The organism is Salmonella sp. SAL04214 (assembly GCF_046550615.1).
Taxonomy (GTDB): Bacteria; Pseudomonadota; Gammaproteobacteria; order Enterobacterales; family Enterobacteriaceae; genus Salmonella; species Salmonella enterica.
Genome location: NZ_JBGDXT010000006.1, coordinates 169,455 through 189,900, shown reverse-complemented (window position 1 = coordinate 189,900; position 20,446 = coordinate 169,455). Strand labels below are relative to the sequence as shown.

22 protein-coding genes and 1 other RNA gene are annotated in these 20,446 nt (G+C 52.5%); 10 read left to right on the top strand and 13 right to left on the bottom strand.

Annotation, left to right across the window (positions count from 1 at the left end; genetic code table 11):
- Positions 1–318 precede the first annotated feature (318 nt).
- The 4 genes from tomB to ACLJQD_RS12735 all read left to right on the top strand — a co-directional run bounded on the left by tomB (position 319) and on the right by ACLJQD_RS12735 (position 2,255).
- Positions 319–693 (top strand): Hha toxicity modulator TomB, encoded by a 375-nt coding sequence (tomB, locus tag ACLJQD_RS12750; protein ID WP_000344807.1) that lies wholly within the window; start codon positions 319–321, stop codon positions 691–693.
- A 27-nt stretch (positions 694–720) separates the two neighbouring features.
- Positions 721–939, top strand: coding sequence for an HHA domain-containing protein (locus ACLJQD_RS12745; protein WP_001280991.1), 219 nt, complete (start codon positions 721–723; stop codon positions 937–939).
- A 178-nt stretch (positions 940–1,117) separates the two neighbouring features.
- Positions 1,118–1,669, top strand: coding sequence for a maltose O-acetyltransferase (gene maa / locus ACLJQD_RS12740; protein WP_001278793.1), 552 nt, complete (start codon positions 1,118–1,120; stop codon positions 1,667–1,669).
- Between the two features lie 115 nt (positions 1,670–1,784).
- Positions 1,785–2,255, top strand: a complete 471-nt coding sequence (locus ACLJQD_RS12735; RefSeq protein WP_000136183.1) for a YlaC family protein — start codon at positions 1,785–1,787, stop codon at positions 2,253–2,255.
- 55 nt (positions 2,256–2,310) lie between these two features.
- Here ACLJQD_RS12735 and ykgO read toward each other — a convergent pair whose 3' ends face one another.
- Together ykgO and ACLJQD_RS12725 are read right to left on the bottom strand one after the other, a co-directional pair.
- Entirely contained in the window at positions 2,311–2,451 is a 141-nt protein-coding gene (ykgO, locus tag ACLJQD_RS12730; protein WP_001197749.1) for a type B 50S ribosomal protein L36, read from the bottom strand.
- Between the two features lie 5 nt (positions 2,452–2,456).
- A complete protein-coding gene (locus ACLJQD_RS12725) occupies positions 2,457–2,717 on the bottom strand; it encodes a type B 50S ribosomal protein L31 (protein WP_000801415.1) in 261 nt (86 codons plus the stop codon).
- Positions 2,718–2,941: 224 nt separating this feature from the next.
- On the opposite strand from ACLJQD_RS12725, the gene ACLJQD_RS12720 reads away from it, so the two are divergent.
- Complete coding sequence (locus ACLJQD_RS12720; RefSeq protein WP_000213140.1) at positions 2,942–4,492, top strand: EAL domain-containing protein; 1,551 nt, start codon at positions 2,942–2,944, stop codon at positions 4,490–4,492.
- 49 nt (positions 4,493–4,541) lie between these two features.
- Here the strand turns inward: ACLJQD_RS12720 and ffs are convergent.
- An RNA gene (gene ffs, locus ACLJQD_RS12715) (signal recognition particle sRNA small type) lies at positions 4,542–4,638 on the bottom strand.
- 84 nt (positions 4,639–4,722) lie between these two features.
- On the opposite strand from ffs, the gene ACLJQD_RS12710 reads away from it, so the two are divergent.
- A complete protein-coding gene (locus tag ACLJQD_RS12710; protein ID WP_000961285.1) occupies positions 4,723–5,112 on the top strand; it encodes an MGMT family protein in 390 nt (129 codons plus the stop codon).
- A gap of 32 nt (positions 5,113–5,144) precedes the next feature.
- Here the strand turns inward: ACLJQD_RS12710 and ACLJQD_RS12705 are convergent, their stop codons facing one another.
- Positions 5,145–5,714 carry a YbaY family lipoprotein gene (locus ACLJQD_RS12705; protein WP_000779801.1) on the bottom strand — a complete coding sequence of 190 codons (570 nt, stop codon included), beginning with the start codon at positions 5,712–5,714 and terminating at the stop codon, positions 5,145–5,147.
- 214 nt (positions 5,715–5,928) lie between these two features.
- On the opposite strand from ACLJQD_RS12705, the gene tesB reads away from it, so the two are divergent.
- Positions 5,929–6,789, top strand: coding sequence for an acyl-CoA thioesterase II (gene tesB, locus ACLJQD_RS12700; protein ID WP_000084176.1), 861 nt, complete (start codon positions 5,929–5,931; stop codon positions 6,787–6,789).
- 99 nt (positions 6,790–6,888) lie between these two features.
- Here tesB and amtB read toward each other — a convergent pair whose 3' ends face one another.
- The 5 genes from amtB to decR form a co-directional block, all read right to left on the bottom strand.
- Positions 6,889–8,175 (bottom strand): ammonium transporter AmtB, encoded by a 1,287-nt coding sequence (amtB, locus tag ACLJQD_RS12695; RefSeq protein WP_000684911.1) that lies wholly within the window; start codon positions 8,173–8,175, stop codon positions 6,889–6,891.
- A gap of 31 nt (positions 8,176–8,206) precedes the next feature.
- Positions 8,207–8,545, bottom strand: a complete 339-nt coding sequence (gene glnK, locus ACLJQD_RS12690; protein WP_000780341.1) for a P-II family nitrogen regulator — start codon at positions 8,543–8,545, stop codon at positions 8,207–8,209.
- Positions 8,546–8,757: 212 nt separating this feature from the next.
- Entirely contained in the window at positions 8,758–10,539 is a 1,782-nt protein-coding gene (locus tag ACLJQD_RS12685) for a SmdB family multidrug efflux ABC transporter permease/ATP-binding protein (protein ID WP_017441705.1), read from the bottom strand.
- Entirely contained in the window at positions 10,532–12,304 is a 1,773-nt protein-coding gene (locus ACLJQD_RS12680) for a SmdA family multidrug ABC transporter permease/ATP-binding protein (protein WP_001235560.1), read from the bottom strand. The genes ACLJQD_RS12685 and ACLJQD_RS12680 overlap by 8 nt, the downstream gene beginning before the upstream one ends.
- A 40-nt stretch (positions 12,305–12,344) precedes the next feature.
- Positions 12,345–12,803, bottom strand: a complete 459-nt coding sequence (gene decR / locus ACLJQD_RS12675; protein WP_000884593.1) for a DNA-binding transcriptional regulator DecR — start codon at positions 12,801–12,803, stop codon at positions 12,345–12,347.
- 112 nt (positions 12,804–12,915) lie between these two features.
- On the opposite strand from decR, the gene cdsH reads away from it, so the two are divergent.
- Positions 12,916–13,971 carry a cysteine desulfhydrase gene (cdsH, locus tag ACLJQD_RS12670; RefSeq protein ID WP_017441704.1) on the top strand — a complete coding sequence of 352 codons (1,056 nt, stop codon included), beginning with the start codon at positions 12,916–12,918 and terminating at the stop codon, positions 13,969–13,971.
- A 49-nt stretch (positions 13,972–14,020) separates the two neighbouring features.
- Here cdsH and cof read toward each other — a convergent pair whose 3' ends face one another.
- The gene (gene cof, locus ACLJQD_RS12665) at positions 14,021–14,839 is read right to left on the bottom strand and encodes an HMP-PP phosphatase (RefSeq protein ID WP_000113030.1); all 819 of its coding nucleotides are present in this window, start codon (positions 14,837–14,839) and stop codon (positions 14,021–14,023) included.
- Between the two features lie 100 nt (positions 14,840–14,939).
- Here cof and ACLJQD_RS12660 point away from each other — a divergent pair, with 100 nt between their 5' ends.
- The gene (locus ACLJQD_RS12660; RefSeq protein ID WP_017441703.1) at positions 14,940–16,640 is read left to right on the top strand and encodes an SgrR family transcriptional regulator; all 1,701 of its coding nucleotides are present in this window, start codon (positions 14,940–14,942) and stop codon (positions 16,638–16,640) included.
- A gap of 64 nt (positions 16,641–16,704) precedes the next feature.
- Complete coding sequence (queC, locus tag ACLJQD_RS12655) at positions 16,705–17,400, top strand: 7-cyano-7-deazaguanine synthase QueC (RefSeq protein ID WP_000817201.1); 696 nt, start codon at positions 16,705–16,707, stop codon at positions 17,398–17,400.
- A gap of 105 nt (positions 17,401–17,505) precedes the next feature.
- Here queC and fadM read toward each other — a convergent pair whose 3' ends face one another.
- The 3 genes from fadM to ppiD all read right to left on the bottom strand — a co-directional run bounded on the left by fadM (position 17,506) and on the right by ppiD (position 20,403).
- The gene (fadM, locus tag ACLJQD_RS12650) at positions 17,506–17,904 is read right to left on the bottom strand and encodes a long-chain acyl-CoA thioesterase FadM (protein WP_001194543.1); all 399 of its coding nucleotides are present in this window, start codon (positions 17,902–17,904) and stop codon (positions 17,506–17,508) included.
- A gap of 103 nt (positions 17,905–18,007) precedes the next feature.
- Complete coding sequence (locus ACLJQD_RS12645; RefSeq protein ID WP_000680322.1) at positions 18,008–18,382, bottom strand: helix-hairpin-helix domain-containing protein; 375 nt, start codon at positions 18,380–18,382, stop codon at positions 18,008–18,010.
- Positions 18,383–18,531: 149 nt separating this feature from the next.
- Positions 18,532–20,403 carry a peptidylprolyl isomerase gene (gene ppiD, locus ACLJQD_RS12640; protein WP_000969434.1) on the bottom strand — a complete coding sequence of 624 codons (1,872 nt, stop codon included), beginning with the start codon at positions 20,401–20,403 and terminating at the stop codon, positions 18,532–18,534.
- Positions 20,404–20,446: the final 43 nt, after the last annotated feature.

Sequence of the window (20,446 nt, the reverse complement as noted above, 5' to 3'; positions counted from 1 at the left end):
ATTAAGAATATTCCTGGCTATTTTCTCCTGTCAGAGTCTATTGTTTTAGCCTGAAAAGCTAAAAAACGTTAACCCAATGATTACACAAACAATAAAACTGGTTCCTTTTTAGGCGACCGACGATCACTGTTAAAATTCGAAAAAGTATGGCAACACGCGGCTTTCACGCAATTGTAATTTTTCGTAATATGACGATGAAAAGTTTTTTAGAGTAGATTATAGTTAAATCATAAGGTGACGTGGGAAGTACCAGGTTAGTTAGTTGTATCCATCCCGAAGGTGTTCGGTTAGTTTAAGCCACTAAAAAGGGGATGCATTATGGACGAATACTCACCCAAAAGACATGATATAGCACAGCTTAAATTTCTTTGCGAAACCCTGTATCATGACTGTCTTGCAAACCTTGAAGAAAGCAACCATGGCTGGGTTAATGACCCGACCTCAGCAGTCAACCTGCAGCTCAATGAGCTGATAGAGCATATTGCAACTTTCGCGCTTAATTATAAAATTAAGTACAATGAAGACAATAAATTGATTGCGCAGATAGATGAATACCTGGACGACACCTTTATGTTGTTCAGCAGCTATGGTATTAATACGCAGGATTTGCAAAAATGGCGTAAATCGGGCAACCGCCTGTTCCGTTGTTTCGTCAACGCCACCAGGGCTAATCCTGTTAGTTTGTCTTGTTAAAAATTATTACAATCATAGGTAGAATTTATGTCTGATAAACCATTAACTAAAACTGATTATTTGATGCGTTTACGGCGCTGTCAGACAATTGACACTCTGGAGCGCGTCATTGAGAAAAATAAATATGAATTGTCCGACAATGAGCTGGCTGTATTTTACTCAGCTGCGGATCACCGTCTTGCAGAATTGACGATGAACAAACTCTACGACAAGATCCCCTCTTCAGTATGGAAATTCATTCGTTAATCACGCTACATTACTTTTTAGAGAACACGCAGGTGTTATCTGCCTCCTCGTTCTGGCTAATAACACAACGGGCTATTATAGAACAGTGATATAGATCACATACCAATAGCAGGGAACGTTCCCTCTAATACTTTATTATTGCTTCTATTGCGATAATATCCACCAAGGGGAGCGCGCGATGAGTGACGAAAAACAAAAAATGATCGCTGGGGCACTGTATTGCCCGACCGATGAAACTTTATGCCAGGATCGACTGCGGGCGCGTCAACTCATCCATCAATACAATTATACTACGCCTGATGAAATAAATAAGCGTCAGGCGATTTTACGCGACCTGTTGGGTCGATGCGAAGACGCCTATATTGAACCTTCCTTCCGTTGCGACTACGGCTATAATATTTTTCTTGGTCACTCCTTTTACGCTAACTTCGACTGCGTCATGCTTGATGTTTGCCCAATTCATATTGGCGATAATTGTATGCTCGCGCCAGGGGTACATATCTATACCGCCACGCACCCGCTGGACGCCGTCGAACGCAACAGCGGCAGAGAATTAGGTAAACCCGTCACTATCGGAAATAACGTCTGGATAGGCGGACGAGCCGTCGTTAATCCTGGCGTAACCATCGGCGATAACGTCGTCGTCGCTTCAGGCGCTGTGGTGACAAAAAACGTACCGCCAGACGTCGTGGTAGGCGGAAACCCGGCGCGAATCATTAAAAAATTGTAGTTAAAATGATAACTGTTATGCTAATTCGTGGTTAATCTGTTACTTTTTTCACGTTACACCTCCCTTTAAAATGGGCTGTTATTACCCTATGTCGCAGAAATCATGAAGGCAAAAGATGACAGAGATACAGCGCCTGCTTAGCGAAACTATTGATGACTTAAACGTCCGTGAAAAACGCGATAACAGGCCGCGTTTTAGTATCAGTTTTATCCGCAAGCATCCTGGGTTATTTATCGCGATGTATGCAGCCTGGTTTGCGACGCTGGCGGTCATGCTGCAATCAGAAACGCTGGTGGGGTCAGTGTGGCTGTTAGTGGTGTTATTTATCGCATTTAATGGCTTCTTCTTTTTCGACATCGCCCCGCGTTATCACTATAACGACATCGATGTGCTGGACCTCCGGGTCTGTTACAACGGCGAATGGTACAACACCCGCTTTGTTCCCCCCACGCTCATTGAGACGATTCTTCAGTCTCCACAGGTGGATAATGAACATAAAGTCCAGCTGCAAAAAATGGTTGCCCGTAAGGGCGAACTTTCCTTCTACGATATTTTTACGCTGGCCCGCGCAGAAGCCAGCCGGTAATAAAAAAGTGCGCACCCTCCCTGGTACGCACTGCTTCCCCTGAACTGTTGGTTTTTTAACGTCTTTTTTTACGCCCCTGAACCGCCTTAAAACGCGGATTTGTTTTACAAATCACGTATAAGCGTCCTTTGCGTTTGACTATCTGGCAGTCCGGATGCCGTTGTTTTGCATTGCGAAGTGAGTTTAACACCTGCATTTCATTTACCCCCGTTTAGCGCCGATAAAATGACCGAAACGTTTCTGGAAGCGTGCGGCGCTACTTTCGCTATCAAACGTTTTCTGTCTACCGGTATAAAAAGGATGCGATTTTGATGACACATCAATAGTGACATACGGATATGTCACGCCGTCCAGTTCGATTTCACGTTCAGTTTTGATAGTTGATCCCACTTTCACATATTCATTTGCGCTGGTGTCGTGAAATACGACGGTGCGGTATACAGGATGAATATCAGGTTTCATTGCGCTCCCTCAATTATGTTATAACATAACAATAAAATACGCTATCAACGCTCCTTTTTCAACCGGTAAACATTCACGATCTCTTCCTGGCGGCAAAAGCAACGTGGCGTAACGCGTTAGTCTGGCCCCTGTATCTGTAAAATCGATAAAATAGCTTTATCATTCAAGGGCGCGATTTACGATCGGATATACTTTCTCTACGCTGTGTTTATAAGGACATCACTGTGACAACACGACATCTGGTCAGCCTGGTAACGGGAGTGCTTATCCTGTCTGTCCTTTTCCCGATAGGATTGAGCCTGTGGCTGGCGCACCGTCAAGTTGAAAAAAGGTTTAATGAAGAGCTGGATATCTTCTCGTCCCGGGTGGCGCTACGTACAGAAAGGGTCAGTGACCAGGCAAAAGCCGCGTTAACGCATATTGCCTCCTTTAAAGGCGAGCCCTGCAGCAGCGCCCATTTACTCGCCATGCGCCGCGTGTCTTATAGCTTTCGGTATGTCCAGGAAGTTCTGTATCTTAAAAATTCGATTCCCGTTTGCTCCTCACTTGAAAAAGAGAGCCATATTCCCGCTTTCCCTCCGCCTATGAAAATCACTCGCGACGGTTATCGCGCCTGGTTTACGGCGCAAAACGATCTGGGTATAAAACGCTATATGGCGGCACTCGGGAGCGACAGCTATATCGTGATGATCGACCCGGCGTCCTTTATCGATGTGATTCCGTTTGGCGCATGGCCGATTGACGTCGCTATTATTGGCCGGGAACGCAATACTGTGGTTGCCAGCAGCGGTAACCTTGACCCCGCTATTCTTCCGCTCATTCACCATGAGACGCCCCTGCGGCTGGAAAACCGAGGCATTCAGTATGCTATCCACCCCTTTCCGGAAATGGGTATAACTATCGTAAGCTGGGCACCGACCGCTCCGCTGGAAAGGAGCTGGTATCGACAAGCGTTTATCTGGCTACCGGCGGGCATCGTAACGGGTCTGCTGGCTGCGGCCTTTATTCTGCGTATTTTGCGTCGGCTACAGTCGCCCCGCCACCGTCTCCAGGATGCGATAGACAATCGCGAAATTAACGTACACTATCAGCCTATTGTCTCCCTGAGCAGCGGAAAAATTGTCGGTGCCGAAGCCTTAGCTCGCTGGCAACAGGCGGACGGCACTTTCCTTTCGCCGGAAATTTTTATCGCGCTGGCTGAACAAACCGGGCTCACGGAGCCGCTAACCCGGCTAATCATCGACACCGTTTTTGAAGACATGGGGAGTTGGTTAAAGTCCCATCCCGAACAACATATTTCAATCAATCTTGAGGCATCCGATCTGGCGTCGGAAACGTTGCCGACGCTGTTAAGCACGCTGCTGAACCGTAGCCAAATTTCTCCGTCGCAAATCGCGCTTGAGTTAACGGAACGCGAGTTCGCCGATCCGAAAACCAGCGCGCCCATTGTCGCCAGATACCGTAACGCGGGACATTCCATTTATATTGATGACTTTGGCACCGGCTATTCCAGCCTCAGCTACTTACAAAATCTGGATGTGGATGTCCTTAAAATTGATAAATCTTTTGTCGATGCGCTGGAATATAAAAACGTCACGCCGCATATTATTGAAATGGCGAAAACGCTCAAACTCAAGATGGTCGCAGAAGGCATCGAAACGACCAGGCAAGAACAGTGGCTACGCCAGCATGGCGTACATTATGGTCAGGGCTGGTTATACAGTAAGCCCCTACCCGCTACGGCATTTATTCTTTGGGCGGAACAGCGGCTATAACGTCGCACAGCAGAAAAGAACAGTGTGGAGAGGCACAAATGGGTGGGGGCCCTGCCAGCTACATCCCGGCACACGCGTCATCTGCCTTGGCTGCTTCCTTCCGGACCTGACCTGGTAAACAGAGTAGCGTTGCGGGAGAACCAACAGAGCCCCCATTGAGAGCGTTGTGAACCAACGCGCAGGCGCATTATCACTGCTATATCGTGCAATTGCAACCCATCAGGCATCGGATGCTGGTTTCTTGCGCATCCGGGCTTTCCTCCCCCCTTATTCCAGATTATCCTGAAGCATTAACGCAGGATTCTATTATGGATATTCAGGACACTTTTCCTCAACGCGTCTGGCAAATCGTCGCTTCGATCCCGGAAGGGTTTGTCACGACCTACGGCGATGTCGCCCGGCTTGCCGGTTCGCCTCGGGCAGCGCGTCAGGTCGGCGGAGTTTTAAAACGTCTGCCGGAAGGCAGCACTTTACCATGGCATCGGGTGGTGAACCGCCACGGCGCAATATCACTTACCGGGCCGGATCTACAGCGGCAACGTCAGGCATTACTGGCGGAAGGCGTGGTGGTGTCGGGAAGCGGACAAATCGATTTACAACGCTATCGCTGGGTGTATTAACCCTCTCCGTAACGGAGAGGGTTGGCGCAGGATTAATACTGGGTAGGCGCAGGAACGGCAGAAGACGGATTGACCTGGGTCGGCGAAGTCGATGGAACCGTCGTCGTCGCACCACCGCCGGCCTGCACAGGCACCGCCGTTTGCTGTACCGGTACCAGCGTCAGATCCGCTTTAGTGCCGCCATTGTTAATCACCGGTTTCACGCTATCGGTAATAAATACCAGCTTATTGTCAACGGTGATGGCCGCGCTCAGGAGAATACGCGCGTTAGGTTGAATATCTGATGGGTTAAACGGCAACACAAAACTGAAAGGCGCCTGTTTACCTTCGGTACGTACCGCTTTTTGCGACAGCACCTTAGACGGCGCATCAGCCAGCGAAGCATCTGAAAGCGTCACGGTCAGCACCGCATCTGGCGGCAGAGCGACCTTCTGGCGGATCCAGACGGTACCGGAAACATTGGGTTGCTGAATAGTAGACTGGTTAGCTGTAATCGACATGTTAGGGTTTGGCGCAGGCGTCTGGATATCAGCGCTTTTATCAGCGCAGGCCGCCAGAGATATCGCAACCGCTAAACCACTTACGATGTGCACGAGTTTCATTCAATTCTCCTTATCATCAATGCACCAGCAGGCCTTTCCCCCCGCCGGAAGAGTGGTTAACAGAAACATAACGTGATTAAGTGTGGCACATGTCACTCATTTTTGCCTGGAATTGGTCTGTTATTCAGACTTTTGTACCCATCGGACCACTTGCAAAATTGCGTTATACTCTGCCCTACCTCGCTTCGGCATCGTTGTCACCTGGAGAGTATGTATGAGTCAGACACTGAATAATTTGCTGACATTATTGAATCTGGAAAAAATTGAAGAAGGACTCTTTCGGGGCCAAAGTGAAGACTTAGGGCTGCGCCAGGTATTTGGCGGTCAGGTGGTGGGCCAGGCACTCTATGCCGCCAAAGAAACGGTGCCGGAAGCGCGACTGGTGCATTCATTCCACAGTTATTTTCTGCGGCCAGGCGACAGCCAAAAACCCATTATCTATGACGTAGAAGTGCTGCGCGATGGGAACAGCTTCAGCGCCCGCCGCGTTGCCGCTATTCAGAACGGGAAACCCATCTTTTATATGACCGCCTCATTCCAGGCGCCGGAACCGGGTTTTGAACATCAAAAAACCATGCCGACGGCAGTCGGGCCGGAAGGACTACCGTCAGAAACGGAAATCGCGCAATCGCTGGCGCATTTACTGCCGCCGATTCTGAAAGAAAAGTTTCTCTGCGATCGCCCGCTGGAAATTCGTCCCGTCGAATTTCACAATCCGTTGAAAGGTCACGTCGCCGCGCCTGTGCGTCAGGTATGGATTCGCGCCAACGGCACCGTTCCGGATGACATTCGCGTCCATCAATATTTACTGGGATATGCCTCGGATCTGAATTTCCTTCCCGTCGCGCTTCAGCCTCACGGCATCGGTTTTCTGGAAAAGGGCATTCAGATCGCCACTATCGATCACTCTATGTGGTTCCATCGCCCGTTCAATTTTAATGAATGGCTACTTTATAGCGTGGAGAGCACTTCCGCCTCCAGCGCCCGGGGCTTTGTTCGCGGCGAGTTTTATACTCAGGATGGCGCGCTGGTCGCTTCAACCGTGCAGGAAGGGGTAATGCGTAATCACAATTAAAAAACATGCCGCTATGCGGCGTTAATGGCCTGATGACGCTGCGCTTATCCGGCCTACGGTAAACTGGATAAGCGCAGCGCCATCAGGCATGTTGCGCAATCACGCGTTATACGCATTCTCGCCGTGACTGTTCACATCCAGCCCCTCGCGCTCCTGCTCTTCCGGTACACGCAGTCCAACAAGGATATCCGCCAGTTTGTAACCAACAAACGCGACAACGCCGGACCAGACGACCGTAATAGCAATACTTTCCAGCTGTACCATCACCTGATGTCCCATCGTAACGCCGTCGACAAAGCCAACGCCGCCCAGCGAACTGGCGGCAAAAACGCCGGTCAGGATACAGCCGATTATTCCGCAAACGCCGTGAACGCCAAATACGTCGCACGGATCATCTACCCGTAACAGACGTTTAAGCATGGTGACTCCCCACAATCCCGCCAGCCCCGCAATAACGCCGATAACCAGCGCGCCGCCAACGCCAACATAGCCACAGGCTGGCGTCACGCCGACCAGACCGGCAATCGCGCCGGAACACGCTCCCAGCAGGGAAGGCTTACCGCGTAGCGTCCACTCGCCGATAATCCACCCCAGAATCGCGGCGGCGGTCGCCACCACGGTGTTCACAAAGGCCAGCGCTGCTATCTCGTTTGCGCTACCAGCAGAACCCGCGTTAAATCCAAACCAGCCGATATACAGAATCGCAGTACCGGTAAAGACCATCGGCAGGTTATGGGGTTTAAATGCTTCTTTCCCAAAGCCGACGCGTTTGCCAATTAAGTAAGCCCCCACCAGCCCGGCGATAGCGGCGTTAATATGCACCACCGTACCACCGGCAAAATCCAGCGCGCCGTGAGCAGCCAGCAGGCCGCCGCCCCACACCATGTGCGCAATCGGAATATAAGAGAGCGTGAACCACACCACGACAAAAATCAGTACCGCCGAAAAACGAATACGCTCCGCCAGCGCGCCGACAATCAGCCCGACGGTAATACAGGCGAAAGATCCCTGAAACGCGACATGAATATACTGATAAATCGTACCCGTTACCGCCGTCAACGCGATATTCTTCAACATCGCCCCATCGGCATTACCGAAGAAATGATTCCCTTCGCCAAAAGCCAGCGAATAGCCGTACACCACCCATAAAATACAGACCAGCGCAAAGGTGACGGTCACTTGCGTTAACATTGACAGCACGTTCTTGGCGCGAATTAATCCGCCGTAAAACAGCGCGATACCCGGTATCGTCATGAACAGCACCAGCGCGGTGCAAATCATCATAAAAGCACTATCCGCTTTATCGGCAACCGCTGGCGCGGCTATCGTTAGCCCAGGCAGCAGCGCCAGTGAAGCCAGTGTGGTTTTTATCATCGCTATCTTCATTTTTTCATTTCCTGTTGCTGTGTGGCGGGTCTTACAGCGCTGCTTCGTCAGCTTCGCCGGTACGAATCCGAATAACGCGCATGAGCTCCGCGACGAAAATTTTGCCGTCGCCAATTTTTCCGGTGTAAGCCGCTTTACTGATGATATCGATCACCTCTTCCAGTTGGTCGTCGGCGATAGCCACATCAATTTTGACCTTCGGCAGGAAATTCACGCTGTACTCCGCGCCGCGATACAGTTCGGCGTGTCCTTTCTGACGGCCAAACCCTTTCACTTCGGTGACGGTCAGTCCCTGAATGCCAATGGAAGAAAGCGCCTCCCGCACGTCCTCCAGCTTGAACGGTTTGATAATCACGGTAACCAGCTTCATAGAACCCTCCAGTCAGAATTAGGTAACGGCTGCCGCCGCGCATGGACTCTTCAGAATGGATATTGCAAAGGATGTGCCAGAAGCTGGCGAGCGATGAAAAGCGCGGTTAGCGGCGCGTCTTTATATTGACGCGCCCCAAAATCGAAACAGGGAAAGAAAAGCGCACCACGACGGTGCATGATGGGCGAGGTTTTGCCCTGTGGCGCCAAACCTTACGCCGCAGGGCCGGGTTCTTCGTGTACGCTGGCGGCTAACTCCTCGCCAACTAACTGTAATTGATACATTTGCCAGTAGCGCCCTTGCGCCGCCAGCAATTGTTGATGCGTCCCGCGCTCCACCGCCTGGCCGCGATGGAGAACCAGAATGGTATCCGCCTCCACGATTGTCGATAGCCGATGGGCAATAACCACCAGCGTGGTGCGCTCGCGAATCGCCGCCAGCGCCTGCTGTATCGCCTGCTCAGTGCCGGAATCGATGCTGGCCGTCGCTTCATCAAGAATTAATATTTGCGGGGCGTCAACCAGCACGCGCGCCAGCGCCAATAGCTGTTTTTGCCCGACGGACAGCGTATTTCCCTGCTCGCCGAGATGCGTATGCAGCCCGTCGCTCAGGCCGCGCGCCAGTTCCGCCAGTTGTACCGTTTCCAGCGCCTGCCACACCTGCGCCTCGGAGACATCGCGCCCCAGCGTCACATTAGCCAGAAAGGTATCCGCCATCACTACCGGGTCCTGTTGAACCATCGCCACGCCCTGGCGTAAAACGCGATGATTAAGAGAGGCGATTTCTCGCCCATCCAGCCGAATTTCGCCTTGTGTCAGGGGGTAATACCCCATTAATAAGCTGGCGAGCGTGCTCTTCCCGCTGCCGGTGTGCCCCACCAGCGCCACAAAGCTACGGGACGGTACTGATAGCGTAATGTCCTGTAAAACAAGATTATCGTCGCGGTAAGCAAACGACAGATGATCAATATCAATCGCCCCGCTTTGTAACGGCCTGTCGTCGCTGCCATAGCGCTGGCGCGGGCGATCCATCAGTTCAAAAACACGCTCTCCCGCCACAACCGCCTGCTGTAGCATGGATTGCTGGGTGGTCAGTTCAATGAGCGGCTCGTTCAGACGTGACAAATAGCTAATGAACGCATACAGCACCCCGACCTCAATCGTGCCGGCAGACGTAAAGCTGAAAAGCATCAACAGACCGCACAAAATGAGCGCAGAAAAGAGGCTAAGCAGCGGACGCAATAAAAAGCCGTCTAAGCGTAGTGTCTGCATCCGCGCCATGTAGTGCGAGCGGCTGGCCTCGCCCATGCGTTCGCCGAAGCGCGCCTGCTGGCGAAACTGCTGGATTACGCTCATCCCGTTGATGATTTCGTTAAAGCCGTCGTTAATATCCGCCAGGTATGCCCGCACGCGGCGTACAATCGGCGTGCTGTAGCGCTGATAAATGACCATCACGGTCAATACCGCCGGAAAAATCAAAATCGCCACCAGCGCCATCCGCCAGTCAAGGCTGAACATAGCGACCAGCATGGCGCCGATCAACGCCGCGCTACGTAATACCGTTGCGACGACCGTGACGTACAGATCGCGGATGACTTCCGTATCGTTGGTCACGCGTGAAATTAATTGTCCGACAGGCTGCGTGTCGAAGGCGCTTAGCGGCTGGCGCAAGGCGGCATCCATGACGTCCGTGCGCAAAGACTGAACCACGCCAACGGCCGCCCGGTTAAATAATAAAGACTGGGCGTAATGGAGACCCGCCGCCAGAAACTGTAGCCCCACATAGGCGGCCGCCAGCCCCGCGACCTTGCCCAACGGTAAATGGTGGCGGGCCACCATGTTATCAATGAAATAGCTGATCAGCAGCGGACCGCTAACCTCCGCCGCCGCCGCAATCCACAGCATCATCACCGCGACAGAGAGCGGTTTTCGCCATGGCGAGCCATACGCCAGCAACCGTTTCAGCGTCGGCCATAGCTGTCCAAAACTACGCATTCACCGCCTCCTCGCCGCGTTCCGGCGCGTCATCCAGAGCGGCCTCCAGTTGCTGATAGCGATACATATCGCGATACCAGCCAATCTGCTGCGCCAGTTGATCGTGATCGCCGCGCTGAACAACATGACCATGTTGCATAACGATAATTTCATTGGCGTCGGTCAGCGCGGATAAACGATGCGCGCTGATGATGACCGTACGCCCTTCGCCCCACTGGCGCAAATTATGCAAAATCTGATGCTCCGTACGACCATCTACTGCTGAAAGCGCATCATCGAGAAGCAGAATTTCCGCATTTAACAGCAGCGCTCTGGCAATCGAGATACGCTGTTTTTGCCCTCCCGATAACATGACGCCACGTTCACCTACCTGCGTGTCGTAGCCCTGAGGCAAACGGAGAATATCCTCATGTACGCTGGCTAAACGCGCCACCTGTTCAATCTCCTCCTGAGTCGCCTCCGGGCGTCCGAGCGCAATATTATTGGCAATAGAGTCCGAGAACAAAAACGGCGTCTGGCTGACGACCGCCAGTCGGCTACGCCAGCTATCCAGCTGCAGATGCGTCAACGGCATGTCATGGAATCGGATCTCTCCCTGCGTCACATCAAAATGGCGCTGGATAAGCGACAATATTGTGCTTTTCCCCGCGCCGGTCGGACCGCATATCCCCAGCATCTGACCCGGTTTAAGACGAAAGTTCACATTCTCCAGCGCCGGATGCGTCGTTTGCGGATAGCAAAACTCACGAATGGCCGCCGTCAGTTCGCCACGCCCCGCCGGGACCGGCTCTTCGCCATCCTTAACTACCGGCGCTTCCGCCAGCATGGCGCGGATGCGGCTGTAAGCGGCGCTACCCCGCTCCACGATATTAAACATCCAGGCCAGCGCCAGCATCGGCCAAATCATCAACCCCAGATACATCATAAAGCTGGTGAGTTCGCCCAGCGTCAGGCTGCCGTTAACCACCATCCAGCTTCCGCCGCTAATCGCGAGCAGGTTCGCCATGCCAATGGCGATGTAAATGGTTGGATCAAAACGCGCGTCAATACGCGCCACGCGCATATTTTTCTTGCCGGTATCTTCGGCATCCGCCGCAAACAGCGAAGACTGGCGGTCCTCCAGACCAAACGCTTTGATCATGCGGATGCTGGTCAGACTCTCCTGCGTGCGGTCGTTCAGGCTGGAAAAGGCAGCCTGCGCCAGTTTGAAATAATCATGCAGCCGATCGCCGTAACGTTTGATCATCAGCGCCATAATCGGCATCGGCAACAGCGCTAATAGCGTTAGCTGCCAGCTAATTTGCGTCGACATGACAATCAGTACCGCGCAGCCCATTACCAGCGAGTCAACCAGCGTCAGAACGCCCTCGCCCGCTGCAAATACGACGCGATCCACATCATTCGTCGCACGCGCTATCAGATCGCCCGTCCGATGGCGCTGATAAAATTCAGGATGCTGACGACTCAGCTGGCGATAATAATCTTCACGCAGTTCAACGGCTAATTGATAAGAGGCGCCAAATAGCAGCACGCGCCAGACATAGCGCAACAAATAGACCACTACGGCGATCAGGGCAATGGTGCCAATCCACATCGCTATTCGGCCTGGAGTAAAATGCTGTGCGGTTACGCCATCCACGACAATCCCCACCACTTTGGGCGGGATCAGCTGAAGCATCGCAATAAGCATAAGCAGGGCCACCGCGCCAAGATAGCGACGCCATTCCCGGCGAAAGTACCAGCTTAATTGAGCAAATAATCGCACGCGTTATTTCCTGATATGATTTCCGGCAATACCGGGAGAATTATTCAATGGGCAGAGAGGTGGTGTACTTAATCTGTTCCATCGCAAAACTGGAGGTGACGTCTGACAGTCCAGGGACGCTATTGACCAGACGTTTATAGAAGTCGTCATACCGCTTCATGTCGGCCACCTGAACTCGCATCAGATAGTCGTATTCCCCCGCCATCCGCCAGAAGCCAAGCACTTCCGGCATCTCAGAGACGACGGTCACGAACCGACAGTACCATTCACTGCTGTGGTGCTGCGTTTTTATCAACACAAAAGCGGTTAATCCCAGACCCAGTTTTTCCGGGTCCAGCAGCGCGACCCTGCCAAGCAGGATACCGTCATCTTCCAGGCGTTTAAGCCGCTTCCAGCAAGGCGTTGTCGTCAGATTAACGGCATCCGCCAGCGCCTGCAAAGAGAGGGTACAATCCTGCTGCAATAAGCAAAGCAGTTTACGGTCAATTTTATCTAACATACCCACTCCATAGAGAATATTTTTCTCCTTACATTGTAATTTAAAGGTCAAATAGCAACAATTTTTTCCGTACTTTTCGCTACTCTTGGCACAAAATGATAAATGGGTATTAATGATGAGTAGCAATTGGGTTAAAAATGCCATTAATGAAATTAACGCTGACCACCAGCGCTCGGCGGATACGCATCTTATTCGTTTGCCCCTGTCGGCATTTCCAGGTATCCAGCTTTACCTGAAAGATGAAAGCACGCATCCCACCGGTAGCCTCAAGCATCGCCTGGCGCGCTCGCTGTTCCTTTATGGGCTGTGCAATGGCTGGATTAAAGAAGGCACTCCGATTATTGAAGCGTCATCAGGCTCAACGGCGATTTCCGAAGCCTGGTTCGCGCGTTTACTGGGACTGCCGTTCATCGCCGTCATGCCCGCCTGTACCGCAAAACGTAAAATCGAACAGATTCAATTTTACGGCGGCCACTGTCATTTTGTGGAGAGCGCCTGCGAAATTTATGCCGCCTCCGAGCGGCTGGCGCATGAACTGAACGGTCACTATATGGACCAGTTTACCTACGCAGAACGAGCTACCGACTGGCGGGGCAACAATAATATTGCCGACAGTATTTTCCGCCAGATGCGCAACGAACCCCATCCGGTACCGCGATTTATCGTCATGAGCGCCGGAACGGGCGGAACCTCTGCGACGATTGGGCGCTATATTCGCTGCCAGGGCTATGATACTCAGCTCATGGTGGTGGATCCGGAAAATTCCGTCTTTTTACCTTACTGGCAGGATCGCGACGCTTCATTACGCAGCCCGGTGAGCAGTAAAATTGAAGGAATTGGTCGTCCGCGAGTAGAGCCTTCTTTTATTCCGGATGTCGTGGATGAGATGCTGCGCGTGCCGGACGCCGCCAGCGTTGCCACCGCACACTGGCTGGAAACGCAGCTAGGCCGTAAAGTCGGCGCCTCTACCGGCACGAATATGTGGGGAGCGCTGCAGCTTGCGGCCCGGATGCGCGAGGCTGGAGAAACCGGCGCTATCGTGACGTTATTGTGCGATAGCGGCGATCGCTATCTGGATACCTATTACCATCCGTCCTGGGTTAGCGACCATATCGGCGATTTGACGCCGTGGTCAGCGGCCATCGCAAAATTACTTACCGGCGACTAGAAACCAAAAAAAAGCCAGACTGAATGTCTGGCTTGCTGGAAGAGATCTCTCATTCGGGGGAATAAGGTAGATGCGGATTGTCCAGCCAATGCGTCAAAAAGTGTGATACCGCTTGATTACCACAATGTCCGATAACCGAAAGGTGTGGCAGCGCGGCGATAAGCTGCGGCATGGCATTGCCCATAATGAGCCCCCGCCCGACGCTGCCCAGCATTTCCCGATCGTTCATCGCGTCGCCAAACGCCATGCAATCTGCCAGTGAAAGCCCTAAATGGTTGCTCAATACCGCCAGCGCCGATCCTTTATTGCACCCCAGCGGTAGCACTTCCAGGCAGTCGACGGCAGAGAAACAGAGGTGCGCGCGTTCTTCCAGCGCCTCATTGAGCTGAATGCGCAAACGGATCAGATCGTCATGATCGCCGCAAAAACAGATCTTCGTCACCTGATGGGCCGGAATGCTTTTTATATCGATAACCTGATAACGAAAGCCGCTGTAGACGTGCGCCTGGAGTAGCGCGGGGATCTCCTGGCCTGTAAACCAGCCGTTGTCATTAAACACATGCATACTGGCTCGGGTATCCCAGGCATGGTGCATCACCGTATCGGCAACCTGAGGATCGAGATCCTGACGATGCAGCACGTCGCCTTCCAGCGAGTGAATTCGCGTCCCGTTACCGGTAATAAGATAAGCATCCAGTGAAAGCGTCCCCAGAATATGCCGCATCTCCAGCACGTGACGACCCGTAGCGAATGTCAGGGTGATATCGCGTTCGCGCAGACGCGCCAGCGTGGCGATCGTTTCTCTACCCAAATGGTGATCGGGCATTAATAACGTGCCATCCATATCAAATGCTGCCAGACGGGCCATCTCTTTCTCCACACTGTGACGCGGTTAACTTGTTGTTCAGTATTACCTGAGATATACGGAAGTAATAGTGAACAGATAAAAGGAAGTGTTCCGGGTTTCTATGAGGCTACTGAATCGGCTTAATCAATATCAACGCCTCTGGCAGCCTTCCGCCGGGGAAACGCAACATGTCACCGTTAGCGAACTGGCCGAACGCTGTTTTTGTAGCGAGCGCCATCTGCGAACGCTGCTGCGTCAGGCCCAGCAGGCGGGTTGGCTAAGATGGGAGGCGCAGTCCGGACGCGGGAAACGTGGACGGCTCCAGTTTCTGGTCACGCCGGAATCGCTCCGCACCGCCATGATGGAACAGGCGCTGGAAAAAGGGCAGCAGCTCAACGTACTGGAACTGGCGCAGCTGGCGCCGGGCGAGTTACGGGCGATGCTCCAGCCTTTTATGGGCGGCCAATGGCAAAACGATACGCCGACATTGCGTATTCCCTACTATCGTCCGCTTGATCCGCTGCAGCCGGGTTTTCTGCCAGGACGCGCGGAACAGCATCTCGCAGGGCAAGTTTTTTCCGGGTTAACGCGCTTCGACCGCGATAGCCAATATCCTTGCGGGGATTTGGCGCATCACTGGAAGGTTTCCGCCGACGGTTTACGCTGGGATTTTTATATTCGCTCCACGCTGCACTGGCATAATGGCGATGCGGTGGATACCGCGCAGCTACACGAACGCCTGGAAAGGCTGCTTACCCTACCCGCGCTAAGCAAATTGTTTATTAGCGTCGCACGGATCGAAGTAACGCATCCTCAGTGCCTGACCTTTCTCCTTCACCGACCTGATTACTGGCTGGCGCATCGTCTGGCGAGCTATTGTAGCGGTCTGGCGCATCCTGACCTGCCGCTTATCGGCACCGGTCCTTTTCGCCTGGCGTTGTTCACGCCGGAACTGGTGCGTCTGGAAAGTCATAACCATTATCACCTCAGCCATCCGCTGCTGAAAGCGATTGAATTCTGGATCACCCCGCAACTGTTTGCCCAGGATCTGGGCACCAGTTGCCGCCATCCGGTGCAGATTGCCATCGGCAAACCGGAAGAGCTGGCGACGCTGAGTCAGGTAAGTAGTGGTATCAGCCTGGGCTTTTGTTATTTAACCCTCAAAAAGGGCTCACGGCTCAACGTACAGCAGGCGCGGCGTCTGATACATATTATCCATCATACTTCGCTGCTGAAAACCTTGCCGGTAGATGAGAACTTGATTATGCCAAGTCAGGGGCTGCTACCCGGCTGGACAATCCCGCAATGGCAGGACGTTGATGAAACGCCATTGCCGAAAAAACTTACCCTGGCGTACCACCTTCCCGTAGAGCTGCATACGATGGCGGAACAGCTTCGACATTACCTGGCGACGCTCGGCTGTGAGTTAACGTTGATTTTTCATAATGCCAAAAACTGGGATAACTGCCCTGCGTTGGCGCAAGCGGATCTGATGATGGGCGACAGGCTGATCGGCGAAGCGCCGGAATATACGCTGGAGCAGTGGCTACGTTGCGATCAGATCTGGCCGCATGTCCTGGACGCGCCTGCGTTTTCCCATCTGCAGGCTACGCTTGACGCTCTGCAAATTCAGCCCAATGAAAAAGATCGCCGCGCCGCGCTACAACAAGTTTTTGCCAACCTGATGGATGACGCCACACTTACGCCGCTGTTTAATTATCACTATCGCATCAGCGCCCCACCGGGCGTTAACGGCGTTCGACTGACCCCTCGCGGCTGGTTTGAATTTAGCGAAGCCTGGCTTCCGCCGCCTTCGCCGTGAAGAAGCTGGTCGGGATTACCCGTACGCGTTACCATATTGGTTTTCGTCATTGATCAGGATAACTATGAAACGCGCCGTTGTTGTATTTAGTGGAGGTCAGGACTCCACCACTTGTCTGGCGCAAGCGCGGCATCAGTATGATGAAGTGCATTGTGTCACGTTTGATTATGGTCAGCGCCACCGCGCAGAGATTGATGTCGCGCGCGCACTGGCGTTAAAACTTGGCGCACGCGCGCATAAAGTGCTGGATGTCACTTTGCTGAACGAACTGGCGGTCAGTAGCCTGACGCGGGATAGCATTCCGGTGCCGGACTATGAACCGAACGCTGACGGTATCCCCAATACTTTCGTACCGGGACGCAATATTCTCTTTCTGACGCTGGCGGCGATTTACGCTTATCAGGTCAAAGCCGAAGCGGTGATCACTGGCGTTTGCGAGACCGATTTTTCCGGCTATCCAGACTGTCGCGATGAGTTCGTCAAAGCGCTGAATCACGCGGTGAATCTGGGCATGGCGAAAGATATCCGTTTCGAAACGCCCCTAATGTGGATTGATAAAGCTGAAACCTGGGCGCTGGCCGATTATTGGGGCCAACTGGATTTAGTTCGCGAAGAGACGCTGACCTGCTATAACGGCATTAAAGGCGATGGCTGTGGTCATTGCGCAGCCTGTAATCTGCGCGCTAACGGCCTGAATCATTATCTGTCGAATAAAGCGGCGGTGATGGCGGCAATGAAGCAAAAAACCGGGTTAAGGTGATTGTTTTGCCGGATGGCGGCGCATGCACCTTATCCGGCCTGGCGATATGCACCATGGTCAATATCGCCAGGCCGGACAAGTTCAACGCCATCAGACAGCGGGGCGTTATTGCACCATCTGTTCCAGCTTTTCACGCAATTCGCCTTCCAGCGGCAGCGCTTTTTGCGTTTTTAAATCAATACAAACAAACGTGATGAGCGCATCAGCCACCACCTGCCCTTCTGGCTCCAGCGTAATCGTCTGGCTTAATACGCCGCTTTTACCGTTAAGCTGTTGTACCTGGCTGGTCACGGTCAGTAGATCGCTCAATACCGCCGGACGACGGTAATTTATATTGATGTTTACCACCACAAAGGCAATATTGCGGGCCGTCATCCACTGAAAGCTGTCGCTGTTTTCCAGCCCATCCCAACGGGCCTCTTCCAGAAACTCCAGATAGCGGGCATTATTAACATGTTGATAAACATCAAGATGATATCCACGAACTTTGATTTGTGTTTGCATAGCGCAATAACCTTACGTTGTTGTTATAAGTAAACGACAAGTACAGAGGTCATAACTGGTATGACCTCTACAGTCTGGCAAATTTTGGCCACTGTGCAAGTGATTACAATGTTAAAACTGCCAGATTACGCTCCACCAGCGCGCTTCCCATTCCCGGCACCTGCTTTAAATCATCCACCGTTTTAAAAGGACCATACTCCTCCCGATAGCTCACAATAGCCTGCGCTTTTTTCAGCCCAACGCCGTTCATCACCCGCGCCAGATCCTCCGCAGACGCGGTATTAATGCTCACCCTGGTACCTTCATCATCGCTGGCTTTAGCAGGTAATGCCGCTTTGGCGGAGGATGAAGAAGGCGTATCCGCTTTTGTTTCCACCGCTGCATTTTTTGCGACAGGCGTCGCCGCCAGCGCGCTATGGGCCATGCCCGCGCAGGTTAAAGAAAGCGTAATAAGCAGTGCTTTAATTCCGTGTTTCATACTGTTTTCTCCTTGTTTGTTAACAGTGCAGCCACGATAGCGGGGCGGAGAAAAACGAACAAACGGCAATTCTCAGAAATGGAAAAGGCCGCGAAAGCGGCCTTTGTGGGATACAACGTTTTGCAATTTTTTGCGAAGCGCCTCGACGATTACTGCTGTTCCAGAGCGTCGCCGATTTTGATTTTCGCCTCTTTACGCAGATTGCTCATCAGCGCCTCAAAGACAATTTGCGCATTGTTCTGCGTGATGCCCTGCACCATCGCTTTTTTCTGCGCTTCCGGCATGGCGCCCGCTTTCACCTCGTCAAACGCCAGCAGAACGACGTTACCCTGCATATCGTTCGCCACGCCATAAACTGGCTTATCTTTCGTCGGAAGGCTTAACGCAAAGGCCGCCTGACTCACCGGATCCTGACTGGTACGACTTAACGTTTTAGGCTCGCCAAAACTCAGACCCGCCGCTTTCATCGCTTCCGCGCCTTTGCCCGCTTTCAGCTCGACCAGCAGTTTTTCCGCATCCAGCTTCGCCTGTTGTTCCGCTTTGTTATGCTTCACCAGGGCAGTGACCTGTTCTTTCACTTCTGCCAACGGCTTCACGGCTTCAGGTTTATGTTCGCTCACGCGCACGACAAAAGCCCGGTCGCCATCCACGGTGATAATGTCTGAATTCGGCCCCGGCGTACCGTTTTCGCCCACCAGACCGCCATTAAAGATAGCATCGGCTACCGGTTTGAAGTTCAGCTCTTCCGGTAAGGTGTCACGGCTAAACCAGCCGGTTTCAACCGCTTTTACGCCAGCGACCTGTTCAGCGCCTGCTAACGACTCATTGTCGTTGCTTGCCGCATCGCTCACCTTCTGCTGCAACGCATAGTAAGCATCCAGCGCTTTTTCTTGTTTCACTTTCGCGGCAATGTCGTCGCGAACCTCGCTTAACGGTTTCACTTTGGCAGGCTGAATATCATCCAGACGCGCCACCAGAAAACCGACAGACGACTTAATCACGCCAGATATCTGGCCTTTTTCTTTTAATCCGGCGTTTTTCAGTTCCGGCACCGTGGCAGACTCTTCCAGCCAGCCCATGTCGCCGCCATTACGCGCAGAGATGATATCGGTGGATTTCTCTTTCGCCAGCGTGGCGAAATCTTCGCCCTTGTTCAGCGCATCCAGTACCGCTTTCGCATCATCTTCCGTTTTGGTCTGAATAATGCTGTAACGAATGCGCTCCGGCTGAGTAAACTGATCTACATGCTGGTCATAATAGGCCTGAATATCCGCATCGCTGACCGGTGCCTGCATCGTCGCGGCATCCAGCTTGATATAGCTTACGCGGAACTGTTCCGGCGTCATAAAGCGGACTTTATTCTGATCGTAGTAGCTGGACACTTCCTGATCGGTCACCTGCTGCTTCGCCGCCAGCGCGTTGACATCAATAACGGCTTCACGCACCACGCGCTGTTGAGAGACTAATGCCGCCAGTTCGTCGGTTTCCCCTTTCAGCATAAAATCAGTACCGGCCACGCCGTTGATCAGTTGCTGAGTGGTAAGCTGGTTACGCAGCGCCTGAGCATACTGATCGGCCGTCATTCCCATCTGATTCACAATCGCGTTATAGCGGTTGTTGTCAAACTTACCGTCCACCTGAAAAGCGGGAGTGGCGAAAATCGCCTGCTTTACCTGCTCATCGCTGATGCCCAGTTTCAGTTCGCGGGAATATTGATCCAACAGCGCTTCATCTATCAGACGATTCAGCACCTGCTGGCGCAGGCTTTTCATATAACCTTCGTTGGCCGCCAGTTCAGAATACCTGTCGCCCAACTGCTGCTGCATACGGTTACGTTCGTTATTAAACGCATTCTCAAACTGTGCCCGGCTGATTTCCTGGCCATTCACTTTTGCGGCGTAGTTATTGCTTCCGCCAATCAGGTAACCACTAACGCCGGTCAAAATGAACGACACGATAATGATAACGAAAATAATCTTGAGCACGAGACTGTTTGCAGCCGTGCGTAAGCTGTCCATCATGGTGTAACCACACTCCGCTGTAGGTGACTTTACACTTTATCTT

Coding starts and splice junctions, on each gene's coding strand:
- decR (WP_000884593.1), bottom strand. CDS start 12,803: ATGTTAGATAAAATTGACCGTAAACTGCTTTGCTTATTGCAGCAGGAT.
- ACLJQD_RS12705 (WP_000779801.1), bottom strand. CDS start 5,714: ATGAAACTCGTGCACATCGTAAGTGGTTTAGCGGTTGCGATATCTCTG.
- tomB (WP_000344807.1), top strand. CDS start 319: ATGGACGAATACTCACCCAAAAGACATGATATAGCACAGCTTAAATTT.
- ACLJQD_RS12725 (WP_000801415.1), bottom strand. CDS start 2,717: ATGAAACCTGATATTCATCCTGTATACCGCACCGTCGTATTTCACGAC.
- fadM (WP_001194543.1), bottom strand. CDS start 17,904: ATGCAAACACAAATCAAAGTTCGTGGATATCATCTTGATGTTTATCAA.
- glnK (WP_000780341.1), bottom strand. CDS start 8,545: ATGAAGCTGGTTACCGTGATTATCAAACCGTTCAAGCTGGAGGACGTG.
- amtB (WP_000684911.1), bottom strand. CDS start 8,175: ATGAAGATAGCGATGATAAAAACCACACTGGCTTCACTGGCGCTGCTG.
- cof (WP_000113030.1), bottom strand. CDS start 14,839: ATGGCCCGTCTGGCAGCATTTGATATGGATGGCACGTTATTAATGCCC.
- queC (WP_000817201.1), top strand. CDS start 16,705: ATGAAACGCGCCGTTGTTGTATTTAGTGGAGGTCAGGACTCCACCACT.
- ACLJQD_RS12710 (WP_000961285.1), top strand. CDS start 4,723: ATGCTGGTTTCTTGCGCATCCGGGCTTTCCTCCCCCCTTATTCCAGAT.
- ACLJQD_RS12660 (WP_017441703.1), top strand. CDS start 14,940: ATGAGGCTACTGAATCGGCTTAATCAATATCAACGCCTCTGGCAGCCT.
- ACLJQD_RS12645 (WP_000680322.1), bottom strand. CDS start 18,382: ATGAAACACGGAATTAAAGCACTGCTTATTACGCTTTCTTTAACCTGC.
- ppiD (WP_000969434.1), bottom strand. CDS start 20,403: ATGATGGACAGCTTACGCACGGCTGCAAACAGTCTCGTGCTCAAGATT.
- ACLJQD_RS12745 (WP_001280991.1), top strand. CDS start 721: ATGTCTGATAAACCATTAACTAAAACTGATTATTTGATGCGTTTACGG.
- ykgO (WP_001197749.1), bottom strand. CDS start 2,451: ATGCAGGTGTTAAACTCACTTCGCAATGCAAAACAACGGCATCCGGAC.
- tesB (WP_000084176.1), top strand. CDS start 5,929: ATGAGTCAGACACTGAATAATTTGCTGACATTATTGAATCTGGAAAAA.
- ACLJQD_RS12735 (WP_000136183.1), top strand. CDS start 1,785: ATGACAGAGATACAGCGCCTGCTTAGCGAAACTATTGATGACTTAAAC.
- maa (WP_001278793.1), top strand. CDS start 1,118: ATGAGTGACGAAAAACAAAAAATGATCGCTGGGGCACTGTATTGCCCG.
- ACLJQD_RS12685 (WP_017441705.1), bottom strand. CDS start 10,539: ATGCGTAGTTTTGGACAGCTATGGCCGACGCTGAAACGGTTGCTGGCG.
- cdsH (WP_017441704.1), top strand. CDS start 12,916: ATGATGAGTAGCAATTGGGTTAAAAATGCCATTAATGAAATTAACGCT.